Source organism: Paenibacillus sp. SER-28 (assembly GCF_052906305.1).
This window is the reverse complement of the sequence record NZ_JBRECM010000008.1, coordinates 151161-170818: the sequence shown is the minus strand read 5'-3', so window position 1 is coordinate 170818 and position 19658 is coordinate 151161. Positions and strand designations below refer to the sequence as shown.

The 19658-nt window shown below is 46.8% G+C and carries 12 protein-coding genes; all 12 read right to left on the bottom strand.

Annotated features, from left to right (window positions below; genetic code table 11):
* Positions 1-66: 66 nt before the first annotated feature.
* The gene (locus tag ACUYLD_RS18610; RefSeq protein ID WP_446675699.1) at positions 67-1092 is read right to left on the bottom strand and encodes an ATP-grasp domain-containing protein; all 1026 of its coding nucleotides are present in this window, start codon (positions 1090-1092) and stop codon (positions 67-69) included.
* 328 nt (positions 1093-1420) lie between these two features.
* Positions 1421-2203, bottom strand: a complete 783-nt coding sequence (locus tag ACUYLD_RS18605; RefSeq protein ID WP_446675698.1) for an IucA/IucC family C-terminal-domain containing protein — start codon at positions 2201-2203, stop codon at positions 1421-1423.
* Complete coding sequence (locus tag ACUYLD_RS18600; protein WP_025722914.1) at positions 2172-2993, bottom strand: ABC transporter ATP-binding protein; 822 nt, start codon at positions 2991-2993, stop codon at positions 2172-2174. The genes ACUYLD_RS18605 and ACUYLD_RS18600 overlap by 32 nt, the downstream gene beginning before the upstream one ends.
* A gap of 13 nt (positions 2994-3006) precedes the next feature.
* A complete protein-coding gene (locus ACUYLD_RS18595) occupies positions 3007-4050 on the bottom strand; it encodes a FecCD family ABC transporter permease (protein ID WP_254351127.1) in 1044 nt (347 codons plus the stop codon).
* Positions 4047-5060, bottom strand: coding sequence for a FecCD family ABC transporter permease (locus ACUYLD_RS18590; RefSeq protein ID WP_069291200.1), 1014 nt, complete (start codon positions 5058-5060; stop codon positions 4047-4049). Before ACUYLD_RS18590 ends, ACUYLD_RS18595 begins: the two co-directional genes overlap by 4 nt.
* 93 nt (positions 5061-5153) lie before the next feature.
* Complete coding sequence (locus ACUYLD_RS18585; protein WP_446675697.1) at positions 5154-6155, bottom strand: ABC transporter substrate-binding protein; 1002 nt, start codon at positions 6153-6155, stop codon at positions 5154-5156.
* Between the two features lie 928 nt (positions 6156-7083).
* On the bottom strand, positions 7084-8601 hold the full coding sequence (locus ACUYLD_RS18580) for a glycoside hydrolase family 30 protein (protein ID WP_446675696.1): 1518 nt from the start codon (positions 8599-8601) through the stop codon (positions 7084-7086).
* 175 nt (positions 8602-8776) lie between these two features.
* Positions 8777-11506 carry a glycoside hydrolase family 3 C-terminal domain-containing protein gene (locus ACUYLD_RS18575; RefSeq protein WP_446675695.1) on the bottom strand — a complete coding sequence of 910 codons (2730 nt, stop codon included), beginning with the start codon at positions 11504-11506 and terminating at the stop codon, positions 8777-8779.
* A 607-nt stretch (positions 11507-12113) separates the two neighbouring features.
* Positions 12114-13097, bottom strand: a complete 984-nt coding sequence (locus ACUYLD_RS18570) for a Gfo/Idh/MocA family protein (protein ID WP_446675694.1) — start codon at positions 13095-13097, stop codon at positions 12114-12116.
* A gap of 141 nt (positions 13098-13238) precedes the next feature.
* Positions 13239-13733, bottom strand: a complete 495-nt coding sequence (locus ACUYLD_RS18565) for a GNAT family N-acetyltransferase (protein ID WP_250267523.1) — start codon at positions 13731-13733, stop codon at positions 13239-13241.
* Between the two features lie 230 nt (positions 13734-13963).
* A complete protein-coding gene (locus ACUYLD_RS18560; RefSeq protein ID WP_446675693.1) occupies positions 13964-18931 on the bottom strand; it encodes a DUF5724 domain-containing protein in 4968 nt (1655 codons plus the stop codon).
* 15 nt (positions 18932-18946) lie between these two features.
* Positions 18947-19366, bottom strand: a complete 420-nt coding sequence (locus ACUYLD_RS18555; RefSeq protein WP_235307395.1) for a hypothetical protein — start codon at positions 19364-19366, stop codon at positions 18947-18949.
* Between the last annotated feature and the right edge of the window lie 292 nt (positions 19367-19658).

Genomic DNA, 19658 nt, shown 5'->3' with positions numbered 1-19658 from the left:
GACCACACCATAGGAGCGAGAACAAAGTAAGCGGGACATTGAGCCATAACAGGCAATGAATTGCCCTTATTCTGCAATCGACTTTTCGAAATGATGTTCCATTTGAAAAAGATATTCCAGGTACAATCGGACGACATCACGTGTGTTTCCCCCAAAGGGAAAGACATGGTGCGTCAGGTCCGGCAATGCGTTGACTTCCAGAATGCCTCCCTGATCTGCTGTCAGCGGCTGGCCGATATCCCCACAACGGATATCAATGCCAGCCACATCAATCTGGAGAGCTTCTGCGGCTTTAATTGCCATTTGTGCATTATCAGGGAAAATCGCTTCCGTACAGTCCACATAAAACTCACTGATGTTTCCGGCGGCCGAATTGCGAAGATCATATAGCTCGATCTCTCTTCCTGCCGCAGGTACCTCCTCCAGCGTGATTCCCTGTCCAAGCAGAACCTTTCGCAAAGGCTCTGCGTCTTCATCAATCTTGGGAAAGGCCTCGAACTTCCCTATACGGGTCTGCTGGATTCGCTGCTGATTCAACATTCGAATCAACGCCCGGATGGTTGAGGTGCCGTCCCCTTCTACAAAGACAGGCCGATACTCATTTACTGCTGCCACTTCCCCGTTAATGATCAGTACCCTATAATCCAAACCCGTTATGAATTGCTGTAGCATGATGCTGTTACTATGGGTACCCGCCCGGGCAATAGCCGCTTCCAGTTCCTCGTTTGTTCGAACGTCCAGTGTCACACCTGCACTGCCGCTTGCGTCCAGCGGCTTCACTACAATGGAACGATGCAGTTTCAGAAACTGCGCTGCCTTGTCACCCATTGCCTCGATAACGATAAACGGCGGCACAGGCATTCCCCGCTCATGCAGTAGCATATTACATACCTGCTTGTTCTTAGCGAGCAGTCCAGCGATCAAGGGTAGACGATGCGATCTGGTTTTATTAATGACTCTGCGCTTGTCCCCATAGGACAATTCCAGAAAATCTTCGCATTCTGCGAGAAGTGGCTCGCAGGTTATTCCCATTTCTCTTGCTTTGCTTATGATGAGTCGGTTTTGCAGATTATGAATTCCTTTCGGAAACAATGAAAATCCTCCCCGACCGAATGAAGGCGTTCGCTCCTGGTTGTGCTTTCATCGGATTGATTTGATAGAAACAATATTGATAATGATTATCAGTTTCAAACAAAATCTATTTTATGGCAATTTCATTCACCTTGTCAATAATAAGCTTTTTAGGAAAAAAAAGATGTTTTTGCAGGGAGAGAATCCCCAAATGAAGGATTGTACATGGAACAATGGGCACAACAAATAAGGCAAGCTCTGAATTTCGTTATGTCATAAGCTTGCCTGTGCTATTCGCTGTATGAGATGCAATGAAGTATAGGCTGGGGGTGGATGATAATCATCGGTATTAATGCTTTGATTTGGGGCAGGTGGGGCAGTAATCTTCTGGATCATCTGCGGCGAGATAATAGAAACAACAAGTTTTGCGTACACGAATAGGTGTATCTGAGACAGCTGTTGCCCGTTTGGGCGTATTAAACTGCTTGAGCGGGTTACGGGATTCACCAAAGAGATGCGCAGGTGCATCACAAATTAGATAATGGAAGTCCTCTTCGACACGCTCCTTTTCTTCAGGCGTGGCTCCTTCGGCAAACTTGTTCTCATAGAGCCAGTATACGTAAATGGCCGTGTTCTCCCACAGGACTGAACGGGAAATCCGGGTTGCCTTGGACAGCGATTGCCATACCTTAGCCAGATTGCCGGCGAACATCTGTTCAATCACCTGATCTCTCCATACGTCACGCTGATCCGCCCCTGGTGAGGTCGTCTGCCAATCGGTCAGCCTAGCCTTGGGAAGCCATGCTTCTCCGTGATAACTGGATTCAATCGTGCCGTTGGCAATCTCATAATTCAGGCCTTTGTTGAAGCGTGACATGGCATAGAGACCCGAAGCTGTGATCAAGTAAGCATATCGTTTAGCAAAGAGCGATACAGTAGCCGTTTCGGAGTCCGTCTCAAAGATGCCTCTCACCCCTTGCAAATAGTTCAGGCTTTTGGACGGGTCCAGCAAGTCCGTAAATGGCATCGAAAATGTACGATCTGTCGAAGGCTCCCAGGTCAGACGGTATTCGGCAGCCAAGGCCTGCATCTCTTGATCATCAAGCCAAGTGGCTGTAGCGTGTGGTTTCATTTAACTTCCTTCCCTTCCCGTGCGGAATGCACATGGGTGTGCCAAACAGCGGATCAACCGCAATGTCGCACTCCATCTGGAAGACCGCGCGGACCATGTCCTGCGTAACAATGTCTTCCGGTTTTCCTTCCGCGTAGATGGACTTGTTGTGGACAGCCACAATATGGTGAGCATAGCGACACGCAAGATTCAGATCATGAAGCACCATCACTATGGTGCGCCCCTCCTGTTCATTCAAATCGAACAGCAGATCCAGAATATCAATCTGATGGGTCATATCCAGATAAGTCGTTGGTTCATCCAGCAGCAGGGTTTCTGTTCCCTGTGCGAGTGTCATCGCAATCCAGGCGCGCTGGCGTTGTCCGCCAGATAATGCGTCCACGGGCCGATCAGCCAGAGCAGTCAGATGTGTGGATTCCAGCGCAAGCCTGACCATGCGTTCGTCCTCACAGGACCACTGTTTCAGCCATGTCTGGTGTGGGTACCGCCCTTGCCGAACCAGTTGGTTTACCGTCAGTCCCTCTGGAGCAGAAGGACCTTGCGGCAGAATGGACATACGTCTTGAAATTTCCTTGGTAGGCAACTTCGCAATCTCCTCGCCATCCAGCAGCACCGAGCCTGAACTGGACTTCAGCAGTCGCGCCATCGTTCGCAGCAAGGTGGACTTCCCGCAACCGTTGCTGCCAATCAGGACAGTAGTTTTCCCCTTGGGAATAGTCAGGTTCAAATTCTCAATAATAGGCTCTGCGCCATAGGCGATCGTAAGGTCCTTGGCTTCCAGAATACTCACAGCATTCTCCTCCTCAAAACTGATTTCGATTCTTGAACAACAGATACAGGAAAAACGGTGCTCCTACCCCGGCGGTAAATACCCCTGCCGGAACATCGAGCGGCAGAAATACTGTACGGGCAATCAGATCAGCAGCAAACACAAGCAGGGCACCGACCAGTCCCGAAACGATGAGCATGCCGCCAAACATGCGCCCTACCAGCTTCCGGGCAATATGCGGCGCAATCAGACCGACAAAACCAATCGTCCCCGCGACAGCTACAGCAGCCCCGGCCAGCAGTACACTGCACAGTAGCAGCGCTGAACGATGACGCTGTACAGTGACCCCCAGCCCGGTGGCCAGATCATCCCCGAATTCCTGTGCGTTCAGACTCCGGGCAAACCAGATCGCCAACGGAAGCACGATTACAATCACCGGGATGATCGTTCTAACATCGGTCCACGATGCGCCATACACACTCCCTGTCAGCCAGATATACGCCTGGCCAGCCGTATAGAATGGACTAAGGATCAGCATGAAGGTCGTCCCGGCCCCCGTAATGGCTGACACTCCGATTCCGATCAACACTAGTCGAATCGGGCTAACTCCTTTTTTCCAGGCAAGAAGATAAATGATGATTGCGGTAATCATCGCCCCCATAATGGCAAACAACGGCAACAGCTTGATACTGATGGTTCCACCCAGCAGGGTGACAAAACCTACAGCGGCAACGGCAGCTCCTCCCGTTATCCCGATCACATCCGGTGAAGCGAGCGGATTACGGATAATCCCCTGCAAGAGGGCACCGGACATGCCTAGTGCTGCACCCACAAGCAACGATAACAGCACACGCGGCAGCCTTAGCGTCAACACGACAAAGTCATGATCACCTGCGCCCAGACCGAAAATCGTCTGCAGCACATTCAGCGGAGATATGAAATCATTACCCACACTGGTTCCTGCAATGGATGCAATCAATATCAAAACCATACAGATTCCGATGATGAGCAGCGATTTGCGCTCCATTTGCAAGGATAGCGTATCTTTTTTATTGCGAAAAGTAATCATCTTCCTCATATCTTCGTCCCCCCTTTGCGGGCAATATAGACGAAGAAGGGACCACCAATGAGCGCTGTCATAACACCAAGCGGAACTTCCTGTGGCATGATGATCAGCCGTGCAACCACATCCGCCGCCAATAACAAAATGGCGCCGCCCAGAATACAGTAGGGAACAAGCCAGCGGTAGTCGTTGCCTACAAACGCCCGCATGATATGCGGTACGACTAATCCTACCAGACCAATCGAACCGGCCACCGCAACAGAACCACCGGCCAGCAATACTGTAACGGCTCCCATAAGTACCTTAACCAGTAGCACGTTCTGTCCCATGCCTTTGGCGATATCATCACCGGTCAAAAGCAGATTGATCGCCCGGCCCATAAACAGGGATATCACAGCGGCAACCGTCATATATGGCAGTACAGGATACAGCATGTCAAGTGTTCGACCGCTCACTGAACCTGCAAGCCAGAACAACACGTCCTGTAATCCCGTTCCATCCAGCACCAGGATTGCCTGTGTGAACGAAGCAAAAAGTGCAGAGATAGCGGTACCCGCCAGCACAATCTTGATGGGAGTCAGACCATCACGACCGATGGACCCAAGGGCGTACACAATCACTGTTGCGATGGTTGCCCCGGCAAAACCAAACCACATCATCGTACTAAGCGAGGACACCGACAGCACCACGATGGCAATAACGATAAAAAAGATGGCACCCGCATTGATCCCAAACACACTTGGTGAAGCGAGCGGATTACGAGTTAGCGCTTGCATGAGTCCTCCCGCCACCGCCAAACTTGCACCAACAACAGCGGCAATAATTGTGCGTGGCAAACGTTCCGTAAGAAGTACGACGTGCTCCACTGAGCTTTCGTCATAGTGTTGTAGTGCATTCACTGCTATTTGAAATGTGATGTGTGTACGTCCCAGTATCATGCTGGCTACACAGGCGAGTAATAGCAAAATGAATAAGCCGGATAGTCCATAAATTTTCGTACTTGCCTTCGTAAAAAGGGGAAACATATTCTCACTCTTTCATCCGTGAAATGCAAAAAGACCTGCCTGCCCATACGCTTCGTATACGAATGTCCTGGCACATGGCAGGTCTTGCTCCCATTAGTTCAGATTGAACTGCTTGTATAGGTCGTCCAGCATCATGTTGGCCGATGTGTATCCGCCCCCCATGTTCCAGGCCACCTCATCAACCTGTACTAGCTTATTATTCTTCACCGCATCGAGATTTTTCCAGAGCGGACTGCTGGTCCAATCCTTATAGTTTTTCTCAATAGCTTCTGTTTCCGTGCCTGAATTGAAGTTGAAGATCATATCTGCGTTCATATCCGGGATGTTCTCTTTCGAAGTCAACTCCACCCCCCAGGTGTCTTCATCATGTCCAGGCGGTCTGGTAAATCCAAGCTCTTTCAATATTTTTCCGGCGTATCCCATATAGAAAATGCGAACCTGATCGGCTCTAAAATTCGTAATAGTCGCTTCAATGGGAAGACGGTCACCCATTTTGCCTTTAAAATCCGCTACCCTTGCATCCCAATCAGCAAGCAACTTGTCCGACTGTTCCTTCATATTCATCGCTTCACCAGCCGTCTTTACCGTCTCTTTCCAGTCAAACAAAGTCTCGGTAACTACCGTTGGAGCAATCTGGGACAGTTGATCATAGATATCCTCATGTCTTGTTTTGGTGGCAATGATTAGATCCGGCTTCAATTTGTTGATCTCTTCCAGGTTCGGCTGTGATTCCTGACCTACTTGCGTCACACCATCCAGATCATCTCTCAAATATTTATATACGGGTTGCTGAACCCAGGATTCCACAACACCCGTTGGCTTAACACCAAGTGCAACAACAACATCATTGGCACCCTGGAACAAGGTTACAATCCTCTTCGGAGTTCCCTTAACTGTCGTTTCACCCATGGCATGTTTGATAACTCTGGTCTGCTCGTCCGCACCACTGCCTGCTGCATTGCTCCCATTACCACTTGCAGACTTACTTGAAGGGTCTGTTGTCCCTGTAGTTCCACCTGAGGCACAACCAGCCAGCACCGATATCATCAGAATAAGTGCTATATAAATATGTAGCTTTTTGGTCAATCCAAACATGTAGTCCAACTCCCCCTTTTCATCCTAATTGATATTAAAAATCATTATCAATTGTATTGTAATTCAGTTGAGTACATTGTTCAAGCATATTGATACTGCTGCGGAAGAACTCCCCATGCCCCTGGTTTCATGTTGAGAATCTCCTTGTACAGTAAAGGCTTGGATGAATACAATATGCTCAGTATACAAAAAGGTGTAACCCACGATAGTTGATGGGTTACACCTTTATAAGAATTCATGACCTGTCTTCAAAAGACAACGAGCTCAGACAAACACACCGATTAAGGTGTATGCCTGCCTACATATTGATAAGTACCTTTCGGGTATAGTTTCATGATATTTGAGTACATATGCGACCGTATTAAATTCATTTGGGTTATAGAAATGACCCTCTTGATTAAAATAGGCAACATTCGTCACATCCATGAAATCGTAAAAGGGGCTATTTATGATCAGATACGGTATTACTGGATTAACCGGATATAGTGCTATGCTGGATACGTTCATACGGTTCGTGTTTTTCATGAATTGGTGAACCTCCAGCTCATATCCTTCTAATTTATGAGAGAAGTCACATTCTCGGTTGTAAAACAATTGCAGCACGATGCGACCGTCTCCACCATCGACATATTGTAAAAAAACAAAAGAGATGCCTCCTGTGGTTCCTGATGAACCTGAAATATAGTCGCTCTGCCAGCAACGTCACCATCAGCACTTTTTGCCATTCTTTATTCGTTTCTTGATTCATCAGACTATCCCCCGTAAACGGTTCATTCTTGTTATTAGTGAAAAGATCTTATCATCCGCCTCTGAATCAATTCTGAACAATATTAAAATTTTTTTCGCAGTCTGGGTTTTGTAGCAAATGAAAAAAAGAGCGCTCAGCCAGATGGGCTAAGCGCTCTAAAACGTTGATGTACAGGCCGTGTCAGGAAGCCGTAGGATTCCATTGAAAGGTAGCCGCGGACTTGGATGGAAGGGTAGATTTGAAAACCTTATTTCCATGCCGAACCTTAAATGTCTTTGTGTTCTCTCCCGTATTGGCGGCAATCAGGACAAGCGTACCGTCGGGGTTGCGATAGGCGACCGTTTCAATACTCCCACTATAATGTGTAGAATCAATACGTACCGCACCTGGAAGGACGAATTTGCTGGCGTGCCCAATCGCATAGTACTCCACATTTTTCGTAACTGCACCGCTTAACGGGTCGATGGTTACTACACCTCTACAGTTGGCGCAACCTCCATTGGTCGGACCCCCGGACGGGTCAAGTGCGATATTCCAAAAGAGGACATTTTGCGACCAGTTTCGGGGTGCACCAATGATCAGCTTGGACATATCCCAGCTCAAATTATCTCCAAAGCCCGGACTCCACGCTCCCCCACTACATTCTGTCATATATACAGGCTTATCAGGGAAAGCATTATGCACATCTGTCATCTCTGTAGGCTCACCCTTGTAGCAATGAAAGGCCGTTCCGTGCGTATAGTTACGAGCCTGTTCATCTCCCAACACGGTCTTGGCATATTCACTCCCTGTATCCCAGTTATGGTCAAAGGCAATAATGTGAGTAGATAAATGGTTTCGAGTTAGGGTGGGACCCAGATATTGTTTAATAAAATTCGCCTGTTCTGCTGCTCCCATACTCATGCTGGGATACTTGGGCGTCGTGAATTCTGGCTCATTTTGAATGGAAATCGCCTGAATCGGAATTCCCTCGTTCGCATAAGCCTGTAGATAACGAACAAAATAGTCAGCATACGCCTGGTAGACGCGCGGATCGGTATAATCCAAATACCAGCCGTTATAAATCTGCTCCCCATATTTCATCCAGGGCGGAGCTGTCCATGGGGTTCCCATAATCTTTAAATCCTGGTTTCTTCTCAGGATTTGCTTCAACACATCGATCATATCCCGATCCTTGGCGATGGAGAAATGATTCAGCTCATAGTCCTTGCCTGTTGCCACATCGTCATAGGTATAGCTACCAGGCTGTCCCTGTTCATCTACGGAATAATCTGAGGCTCCAATGGTATGGCGAATATAACTTAGTTGAATGCCACTAGCTGTAAACAAATCATTTAGCAGCTGATCACGCTGATTGGCAGACATGCCATGATTCATCAGGTATGCGGACGAACCGGACACCGCTGCGCCAAATCCCTCCATCGTCTGATAATGAATATCTGGCTTAATCTCAATCGTCAGTGTATCCGCATTCGCTGCATTTTCTTTACTGTTATCCTTATCCCAACGGATCGGGGTTTGTTGGGTTAGGCGATTCGCCGGATCTGGTGTTGTTAGCCACATGTTGACGTTATTTTCTGTTTTCGGCCCCGGAACATTCCGTATAGCCATACTGACCAGGACCGCACAGATCAAAATGGCTACTGCAGCTATAAGCAGCCAGATGTCAGTACGTCGTTGCTTTTGGAGTTTTTTCATCTATATCCTCCTCTCCCCATCATTATCCTGTCCCCATCCTCCCTACTATTTCAGCTTTCACTTGGGTTTCCCTTTGCATACCTGTTGGACGTTTACATACCGATAGCAAAAAGAGAGCCGGTGCTTGTGCCCGCGCTCTCTTGAATATAACCATTTTAAAACAAATGTAACGGGATTACTTTTTTGCTTTTTCTGTAGAGGTTGCCGGAATCGTAACACTTCCTGTCAGTCGTAAATCCTGTGAGGAGCTGCCCACATAAATGGGCACTTCACCCGCTGGCATAACCCATGCTTTGGACTTTTCATCCCAATAAGAGAAAGCTTTCGGGTCGAGCTCAATGCGTACCTTCTTCTCTTGACCCGGCTTTAACTCTACCTTGGACCAGCCTGCCAGTTGATGGGATGGAGTCTCTACGTTTGTCGGAAGCTTACCGCTGTACACCTGTACAACCTCAGCTCCGGCTGTTTTGCCAGTGTTCTTCAATTTTAGCGAAACTTCGACGGAACTTGTACGATCGGATTTTTTTCCACTCGCATGCTGCTTTGTTTTCAGATCACTATATCCGAATGTCGTATAGGATAAACCGTGTCCAAAGGAGAACGCTGGTTGAATACCCGATTTCTCATACCCACGATAACCTACAAAAATACCATCTGAATAGTCACCTATACCGTTCACGCCTGGAAACTTCTCTGGTGAGGACACGGGTGTAGACTGCTCGTTAACCGGGAAAGTTACCGGCAATTTACCAGAAGGATTCACATCACCGAATAAGACGCGTGCTATAGCATTTCCTTGCTCTTGTCCAGCAAACCATGCTTGTACGATGGAAGGGACTTTGTCCTGCCAGGTATCCATTTGCACGGCTCTGCCACTCATTTGTACGACAATGGTTTTCGGATTTGCAGCCGCAACCGCACGGATCAGCTGATCCTGATTGTTCGGCAGTTCCATATCGGAACGCTCAACATATCCTTCGCTCTCATACGTACGCGTAACAACAATCGCAACATCCGATTTTTTCGCCAATTTCACAGCGTTATCAATCAACTTATCTGACGTATCTGCCGGAGGTTCCCAGCCCAGACGAACCATACCACCGGAATCACGACCATTTGTCGGATAATCAGCGCGGTATTCAATACGTATCTTGTGCTTTTCACCCGCTTTAAGGGAGATGTTTTTCTTCGTAGTGTCCAGCTTTTCACCTTGATTGTCCACGAAAAGCTTATCGTCGAGATACAGCTTGCTTGATCCCAAACTGGTTAATGACAATGCATAGTCACCATCCTTGGGAGCTGCAATTGCCCCTGTCCAGCGTGCAGATATCAAGCCATTCAGTGTCGTTGGTGTATTGGAAACTTTAGGGGACTTCGCATTGAAGCCCTGATAATTATAAAATCCAAGGTTCATATTGACTTGGTCATCATTGCGTACAAGAATCGGATTGCCTTCCATCTTGTTATTCTTCCAGTATTCGCCTCGAAGCCCCTGTTCGCCATCTCCATAAGTCGCATATCCAACACTGATATCCTCTTTCTGATCAGATGTAGTCAACAGTGAAGACGGAACAGCAGATGGCCCTGGCATAATATCTCCTGCAGAGATCGGGTCTGTGCCCGGTGCATATTGGACGGTAACTCCTTTGCCGACACGATTGCGGATGCCCTCTAACGGACTCACGGTATACGTCGGGTTCACCAACGAACTGCCTCCACCTGCCACAGTGCCGTTATCTGCATCGGGGCCAATCACAGCAATGGACTTGAGTTTATCTTTAGACAACGGTAATGCATTGTTTTTATTTTGAAGCAGTACCATACTTTCCTCAGCCAATTGACGAGCTGTTTTGCCATGGTCACGGGCATCAATTTGATTATTTTGAGCCGGGCGATCGAATAAACCTTTGCTGAACATTTGCACCAGAATGCGCCCAGCCTTATCATCAATCGTTTTTTCACTTACCTTGCCATTCTTAACAGCCGCCAGCAGCTGATCTCCCCATTTACCATATGGTGTCCCCGGTGTTTCCAGGTCCAATCCGCTATTTGTTGATTCGACTGTACTCAGGTTCGCACCGTAATCACTCATCACGAAGCCCTTGAATTGCAGCTCCTTCTTCAAGAGGTCCGTCAAAAGAGTTTTGTTCTCACAAGCAGACTCGCCGTTGACCTTGTTAAAGGAGCACATGGCCCCTCCCAAATCTGCCTTGGCGATGACTTCTTGGAACGGGCGTATGTAAATCTCATGCAACGCACGGTCACTGACTTTGACATTCGTCGTGAAGCGCTCCGTTTCCTGATTATTCATAAGGTAATGTTTCGCAGTCGCCAAAACAGGGTGGCTTTGTATACCTTTGACATAAGCGGTCGCCATTTGCGATTGCAGTAGCGGGTCCTCACCCATAGATTCAAAGTTTCGCGATCCCCATGGAATACGGGCAATATCCATCCCCGGTCCAAGCGCAACATTATGAGTTGTATTAAAAGCCTCGTCTCCGATCAAATCACCATACTGTTTGGCAGCTTGGGTATCCCACGTTGCAGCCAACGCAATTGGAGCAGGCAACGCAGTAGATTGCTTGTCCTGCACATCTGGATTGGCGATGCGCACACCCGCAGGTCCATCTGCCATCGTCAGCGCCGGAATACCCAACCGCTCCATCGAATTATTATAAAATCCATAGTAATTGTTGACCTTACCAGTCACCAAATCTATTTTTTCTTCCAGCGTCATTTCTTGCAGTAGCAACGCTGTCCGTTTCTCAGCCGACAGGCCCGTGTTCATCCAAGGCCGATCTGTCTGGCTTCCTGCCGCTCCTGCAATATTCATAGGTCCGATCACAACAGCCGCGATAACTGTCATCATCACCATACGGAACAACCATGTTGATTTCACTTTCACGTTTGTAACTCCTCCTTGATGTTAGGTCATGAGGTGAATGCCTATTCAACTCTCACAGGCTTGCAAAGGCTCTCGATCCTGCGAGCTCCGACAAGAATCCAGAGCCATGGGATAAGCAAGCAAGTCAGCAAAAGCCGCAATGGCTCAAGTGACACGTTTACCACCCTACCGTACATTTTCGAAAATTTCATTGAAAGTTTTTGGAAGTACAGCACTAGGACCTTCATTCTTCTCCATAAAAAGAGAGCGCTCACAATTCAGTTAACTGATAATAAAATTACACTTTTGTAACTTTTTAATGACTATTTTTTAACTAATTTAAATCACAAAAAATGATTCATATGTCCCACTCTTGATTGACTCATATGGCGTTACCTATCGTGCGACCAAAGTCGCTATTTGGGAATTGGAAATAATTATGTATAAGAATTTTTCAAAAATCCCATAAGCGACTTCCAATGAACAAGATATAGATCGGAATGGTTTAGTTCGTCTATATATTGCACTTCGGAGCGATTGGAATCGAATTTTGCAAAATCCTGGTATAAAAAAACGCCCACAAACAAAAAATTCCAGAGAACCTGAAAGGTCCCTGGAATTAACGTGATTATTCAAACGGATACCGAAGCCCCCACTGTGAACGAATCTGATCCATCAGTTTCATAATTCCTAATGATTCATCCAAAGAAATAGTAGAACTTTCGAGCAAGCCTTCGTTCAAGCAACGCCCGACTTCTTCTGCTTCAAAGGCATAGCCTGTAGAGGATCGGTCATCCTGAAAGTTTTGTGCCTCTTCACCGTCCACAACTAAAGTAGCCGATGTGCTGTTCAGGAATGACGGAATGTGGATATAGCCCTTTGTTCCATGGATGTATGCCTCATTCGTCAATCCGAGACGGACTGCCCCGTTAAGCATAGCCGTGCGTCCTTTTCCATAATCCAGCAAGATCGAAAATGTCTCGTCAACGCCTGTCTCCCCGATATGAGCAGTGCTCCATACATGCTCAGGTTCAGGGCCGAAGACCATTGAAGCAAAAGAAACCGGATAAATTCCTGCATCTAATAGAGCACCTCCGCCCAGCTCAGGGTTCAAAAGCCGCCCCTCCGGGTTCCAATCTATCCGAAAACCAAATTCCGCCTTAACCAGCTTTACCTCGCCAATGTGTCCCGCATGTATCCACTCCCGCACTTGGCGAATCGGAGGCAAAAAACGTGTCCACATTGCTTCCATCAGGAATAGCTTACGCTCACGTGCAAAGCCGATCATTTCCTCCAATTCTTTGCTATTGACGGTGAAGGGTTTCTCACACAAGACCGCTTTCCCCGCCCGAAGAGCCGTCAGAACATTTTCTTTATGAAAAGGATGAGGAGTCCCTACGTAAATAGCATCTATCTCGGGATCTTGTGCTAATTCCTCATAGCTCCCGTAAGCCCTTGATATTTGATGCTTAGCCGCAAATTCGGTAGCGCTTTCAATAGTGCGTGATCCAACAGCATACCCTTCTCCATTCGTAACATGCGCCAAATCCGCCACAAATTGATCTGAGATCCAGCCTGTGCCGACAATTCCCCATTTAATCACTTTGCTCATACGTGTGTCCCTCCCAGCAATTTGGTTAACGTTGACTTACAACATACCCTTTTATTCTAGCAAACGCCTGTCCTAAACAAAAGAAGCATCTGCTAGACGACGGTTTCTTTTGTGGCCTAGCAGCATCTTCATTTATACCCATTATTGAATGACGTATCTGTAAAACTTTTTATCCACTTTCATGACTGGAAAACCAATCGGCAATTCTCCAGGGGCTATACTAACAAAGCCGTTCTTCTCATAAAAACGATGAGCTGCTACGAATTGTGGTGTTGTTCCAAGATAGATTTCTTCAATAGACCTTTCCCTAGCCCATCCTATGGCATGATGCAATAATTGATTCGAAACATTGAATGTTTTACCTCTATAATTTTGTTTTACAAACATCTTTCTGAGTGCTGTCTTACGGTTCCCAATATCTAACAAAGCTATAGTCCCTACTACGGTTCCTTCACTAAGAGCCACCCAGAAGTTGCCGTTACCACGCTGATAAAAATTTTCAATATCAAGCAAATCTGGCTGATCTTCTTTGGTTATGGCGATATCATATTCATCTTTTTGAATATGTAAAATTAAATCAACAACTTGTGATTGATACTCGGTTGAGTACTCTTTTAGAAAGATATTATTAAACATCGTTGTGTTCTCCTATGATCGTCAATTGTTATACTGTTAGATTCCCATCAAACTACAGAACCTAAATTATTACCCATATCTCCTTATTCGTGCTCGATAAACGCTCAATATTAAATAACTCAACCTCCGCAACTAAACTAAGTTTCCACCTACACAGTCGAGGATGCGAAATCATTGTTTAGGTGCGAACGTTGAGTTAATTATGAATCTATATATATCAGAATTCTATTCTACGCTTGAAGCTGTGTAAGAATTTGCGGGTCCTTGATCTTCTGATCCTCGGCCAACAACACAACTTTGGATAGAATCTCAGCTGTTCTTGGGTCCTCGTCCAGAAACGGCAGGAAGATGCGTCCACGATGCTGCGAATGCACCGGGATAATATGCAGTGCTCCCTTCGCTTGCTTGTAGACACCCCCGCTTCCCAGATGCACAGCATATTCGCCAAGAGTCCCATCTACACGTGCATAATTCCCATCCAAGCGTACATTGCTAATTTTCAGCAGGCGAAGTGATTCCTGCACAATAACCCTACGCATTTCAATGGTCGTCAGACTGGCCTCTGGATCAACGCCGCCTACATGGGCAACACTGACGACCAGATCCACGTCCCGCATAACTTCGGAGAACAGAACAGGAGGAACTTCGTCCAACGGTACGCTCTTATACGTTGTCCGATCAAAGAACTGCACTGTCTCCAGTGTAGGAGCCTCGGTATCCGCTGGTGAGAACCAGTCCGCCATAGCATACAGGTTCGCAATCAGGTTCTCAGCATAGTACACCTTCTGAAGTCCGTCCTCATAGCTGACTGTCCATTGGCGACCTTTCAATAGGGATACCGTTTTATTCGACTGTACCTGGTGTCCTGCATATCGACGGGAAACGGTCGCATTTGCACGTTCATCAGCATTCAGCAAGTACAGCTCACGGAACACCTGCTTAAATGGCTGGCGTATCTGGCGGTCGAATAAGTCCTTCTGGAAGTCGCTCCAACGACCACTTTCGAACAAATGAAGGGGATGAGCAATAATCAGCTTGTCCTCTTCTCCTATAGTATGCTGTTCAGCAAAAGGAGCCGTCAATACCAACGTTTCCTCATTAAAATATCCGAGGTGATCATCAGCCTTGAAAACCAGTGTCCGCACCAACGGAGCAAGCACAGGATTACCCAGCAATCCTCTCAATTCCTTCACCATAAAGGTCGTACCAGACTCCATAGAGCGTTCCAATTCTTTGCGAGCTCTGCGGTACTGATCCACTAGATCTCCTTTAAGCTCCTTCAGCGACGTAACATACTCATCCTTCTTGAAACGAGCCGGAATGGATTTCAGCGTCTTGCCTTTGCTGACAATTTCAATATCTGCCGCTCCTTCAGCATCAATGACGAGCTGCACCGTTGTAGCCTCGTCCAAAGCATGTGGCTCAAAATAAGACCGAAGATCATCCAGCTTACGAGCTTCCATATCCCATACGAGACGGGTTACGTCATCATAGCCTGCGTTACGTGCCAAATTCCCGAGCGCAATCCGTGAAACGAGTCCCTCACTGGCCTTACGCTGTGCGCCGAATTTTTTGCTTTGTTCCAGAAACCTCTGGATAAAATCATAACGTTCGCGTATATCTGGTTCAGGCGGCTGAGCAAGTGGAATCAGACTGTAGGTCAGCAAATGGTCTTTGTTTCGCTTGTCCTCCACTGATTTTTCCATTTCACTCCGTTTGAGCTTACCCAGCGTCGCATCTGCAAACAACTGGGATCGACGATGATTGGCTCCAGCCGAAATATACTTGGCACAATCGTACAGCAGGTCAAAACGTTCCTCGCCCAACGTCTCATAGGCCTCATGAAACCAGTGAATATCGAAGGCACCATCATTAAAATCTTGTGGAGCAATCGGCGAGTAATGAGCTACAATCGTTTCCTTCTCGGCCGAAAAACCTTCATTGATATGCGCATGGAAATACCATGCCGCACTGCGAAGCCCTTCCCAACCGAGATAGTCTGCTACAATCTCAATCCACTGCGGTGCATACATAGCCGCCTCCAGCAGACGTTTATCTGTAATTTTAGTGTTCTTCAGCTTTTCCTTGAGCAACGTGGCATCCTCGCCATCACTCGGATAACATGCCTTGAGCAAGTGGCTGAACGATTCCTTTTTGGTAATACGATCACCGTAGCCGTACACATAACCACGCACAAACGTTTCCTTGTCGAGACCCTCCAGAATACGGATGAAATAATCCATACCTTCAAATTGGCTCAAGCCCATAACCTTTGGCGTAGCCTCGGTAGGCAAATCGCCTCGAACCAATTCAATCTCTAGCAGTCGATCAATAACCGTACGGCGTATCTCCAAAAATTCTGATTTGCTAGAAATCCATGTATTGCGGGCATTGGTTAAAGAACTCATATGTCTTCTGCTTTCACTACCAGCCAGCAGCTCCCGATACACTTCACCTACACCAATCAACCCTTTTTCATATGCTTTGAAGTAATCCTCCAGATCCAGCGGAGAATAAAAACGATTTTCCGCTCCTGGCAGTTCTGCGTAGTTCACAAAGGTATGGAAAAAGCGCTTAAAGGACTCATCATCATGGACCTGCCCCTTCTCCAGTGCCACCCACGGGCCAGACAATAGATGGAGCATTCCCATATCCTCTTCAGGTCTGTCCTTAGGCATGCCTTGCATTAGTGAATTTAAAGCAAGGTCAATTACGTCAAACGTTTGGTCACCGGATGTGTCCATAAAATAAGCATTAACTAATGTGCTTACCTGATCGGAATAGGTCAGTTCTGCTATCCACTTCTGTACCTCGTTAATGCGATCCAAAGGATACATTTGCTCAGCGAAATCTTTACGCCATCCTTCCAGCAGCTTGTGCTTGCTTTGTTCTGAATAGTCCATGTTAAAAGAAAAGTATCGATAATAGCGATCCAGCGTTCGGTCCATAGGCTCTAATCGGTCATAAAAAACAAGCTCCAGCAGTTCACGCGCTTTCATGCCGCTTTCCTGCAAATAACGGTCCCACTCCTCATAGAGAGGATATAAAGATAGTCTGGAATCTACTTCTTCATCGACCTGAACCAACCGTAGAGGACGAAGGTTCGTCCCGATAAGCAATGTATCTTTGTAGCCCGAATAATACTCCGCAGTATATTCCACATCACGATGATGATGAACAAGCTCGTCCAGTCCACTCAAGAACTGCTTGAGCTTCTCCAATGGACTAACAAAAATATCGGCCAATCGAAAATCACCCAGATCAACTTTCTCTTCCAACCAAGCTTCCTTGACATTCGGATCGTACAGTCCAAAACCGTTAGCCCCTGTATAAGCATCCTCCTGTCCCAGCTTGGACAGCAGTTGCTCCTCTTTGGCTGTAGGTTGCTGAATGATATCCGCCAAAGTCCGCAGGCTTTCATACTGTTCGGCACGATCCGGGTCTGCATATATCTTCGTCAATACTTCCAGTCCACCCAATCGTTGCAGCTCCGCCTTAGCACGCAGCAAGCGTTCCAATGAGCCAGCGAGCGGCTCTTCCGATTGTGAGAGCAACACACCAATGACACTTTGGCGCAACGATCCCGTCTTGAGCTTTAATAAGGCTTCCATTTGTTGCATTTCTGGTTCCGACAGCGTCAGCTTACGTGCCTTGACCACAGCGAACTCACGGATACTCATACTTTTGTCAGACAAACTGGAAAAAATAAAATCACGTTGTACCGCATCCTCAGGTTTTTGCACAAAATGATTCAACAGTTCACCACGCAGATTAGGGCTAATCTGTTCCTTTAAGGCTATGATTTCCCCAATCCAGGAAGCATCCATATCATAACCAGCGAGATACAGCATTTTTTGAATAGGTGCATCTGAGCGGTGATACAGATTAACAAAATCCAGCACCTTGGAGGGCTCGGTGGACTCACCCTTTTTCATATGTACAAACAGGTTATGAAGTCGTTCAAAATCCTTACGCCGCTCCTCTTTGCTCTCCAGCAAAGGAGTACGCACCACTTTAACGATCCGATCCGCGACCGTCCCGCCTTCTACCCATTCATAAAAATAATTGCTTGTATAGTTCGTCAGTATCCAATATTGAAGCTCTTGGTCCGTTTCACCCAGATATTCTCTCGCAATTCCGAGGCGCACATCCTTGTTGTCACTGTTAGACAGTACATACAGTGCTACGATCTTCTGGTAAGTTACTCCTTGTTCCATGAGTTTCCGAACCTGTCCATACAAATCACGTTCCTCATGTACTGCCGTAGCCCACAAACTCATATAAACTTCATTAGCATTTGAGCTGGTCAGCCATTCCTGGCGCAGTTCACTACGAGTCAATGCTTCATATGCCTGCTCGATCAGTTGACGAACGACCCGCTGGTTGGCGGATTCCAAGCCCATTCCCGTCCATACTGCAAGCGCCCGCACCACTGAACTGTAACGAATGAAGCCTTGGTCGATGATTACCTTCAACAGATATATTAGAGCCTCCGGGGTTCCTTCATCCATTTGTTCCACGATACTTTGGCGCAATCCCTCCTGGAGTTTGGCGGCTGCCAAGATTTCGCCGATCATGCGATAATTCTCCTCCTGATGACTCAGGAGCATGCCTTTAATCATATTGCGCGTAAGTAACGCCGCCTGATTATCCCCATAAATAATAGCTTTTAACGCCTCAAGTACCTGTGAATTACCGTGATCCAGCTCATAAGCAATCCAGTCACCAATCGTTTCCTGAATCCGGTAATCTCTGCCTGGTTCATAATCCTTTTTTGTTAAATAATCCATTACGGAGAACCCCATACAGTCCATTCGGATCAACTGCACCATTTTTTTATAAACCCGGGAAGTATGGGTCGTAATATCCGAAGTGCGAAACGGTTTTCGCGCATACCCTGTGCTGTATGGATATTCAGTCACATGCTCCGTTAGATGTGCGAATACGTCGCCCGTTGTTTGTCCAATTAGAGCATGTAATACCTCTGTCAGTGGCTTAAACAGTGACTCTCCGCTTTCTGTCGCCCGTTCTTTTAATATTCGCTGACATTCGTTAAAAGGCTCCTCGTTCTCCTGTATGTAATGAAGCTTACCCAGTTCCACAACATACTGAGCTAACTCCTGTTGTGGTCCATCCAGTTGCGCCGCGCGCTCCTTCAGTGTGGTGAAATATTCTTGCTCATTGTTCTCTTGATGCATGTTTCATTTCCCCCTCTACCATAGGCCTCCAGCTAGCATTGTGAAGCGTATAAATACAATCTCATTCCCATCCTTAAGTGACAAAGGAGTATCGAGTTCAATAGTTTCCTCGTCACATACAAAAACTCTGTATAAACCATCTTCAAATGCCTGCATCGCCGTGTTCACGGCATCCTTCATATCCGGGACACCATCATTATATATGGAACCGAATCCTACTTTGCCTATCTCGCCTTGTGCCTGTACTTCTTCTCCCGTAAGGAACGGAATCAGCGCGACACTCTCCTGCTTTTCCCGCAGCTTTTGAACATTCAGAGCAACGGTTGCAGTAATCAAATCTCGCAATGTTTCTGGAGCAGGACTCAGCTCTATTTCCTGTCGTGCGAGTGCGGGCTTGCGCTTCCCCAGACTTTTTACAGTTACAAACAGCTTCATGTCGTTCCCCTTCCTTTTTATTCACGCTTTTGGCCCGTTGTCAGCTGAATTTTTTGACCCATATAAAAACACCGTTAACGAAATCGAAATCGAATGTTTGTTCGTATTTTTATTTTAATATGTTCCTTATCATTACTCCATCGCCCTTTATGACCAAAATTCGCAGCGGTGCAACACCCTAAAACCTTAAAAAATAAGACTTTATACCCTGTTTTCGATAATTCCTTTCCATATTAAGGATGAAAAAAAGACCTGCACAAGGGAGATCCTCTGCTCTTCACAGACTTCCTTC